This is a genomic window from Streptomyces sp. P9(2023) (assembly GCF_032436795.1).
Classification (GTDB): Bacteria; Actinomycetota; Actinomycetes; order Streptomycetales; family Streptomycetaceae; genus Streptomyces.
Genome location: NZ_JAUPWM010000121.1, coordinates 1 through 608, shown reverse-complemented (window position 1 = coordinate 608; position 608 = coordinate 1). Strand labels below are relative to the sequence as shown.

1 protein-coding gene is annotated in these 608 nt (G+C 40.3%); it reads right to left on the bottom strand.

Going from position 1 to position 608, the window contains the following annotated elements; all coding sequences use genetic code 11:
- Positions 1-14 precede the first annotated feature (14 nt).
- On the bottom strand, positions 15-608 hold a 594-nt coding region (locus Q5762_RS36945), incomplete at its 5' end, for an oligogalacturonate-specific porin KdgM family protein (protein WP_315896691.1).

Below are 608 nucleotides of genomic sequence, written 5' to 3'. Positions count from 1 at the left end.
AAGGAAGGGAATACTTAGAAGCTATATTTCACGCCCACACGAAACATCGGACGCCAAGCGTCAACTTCTCTCGTGTCTTTTCTTGATGGGTTAAAACCAATTTCACCGAAAGGACGGAAGCCACTTTCTAACTGGGTATATTCAAAGGTGAAATTCACTTCACTAAAATAGGCATCTTTATCTTTATAAACCACTTGCCCATCTTGCTTAAAGGTATAATCGACACTGGTACCTAAGTTCCAACTCTCTAAGCCTCGATAACCTGCACCAAATGTCCAACGATTATAGTGAGAGCTTTTATCGTTATTCGGTCTAGTTTCATAGTGATAACGTTGACGGAATGAAACATTCCAATCACTATTCACTCGATAACCTAAGGTCAGGTTAAATTGTTGACCGAATTTACTGTCATTCGACTCCCATTTATATTGGGGAGTTAAGGTGAATGAATCTGACAATTTATAAGCATAACTGATGTTGGCTTGCTGCCCATTGCCCGACATTTGATCAAAATCAAGAGGTGCAGCGTTGGTTTTACCCGTCTTAACATTTGACTTCCACTTTGCCTCGACTTCAAAGCCTATGCCATTTTTAAAACGATGGCTCAC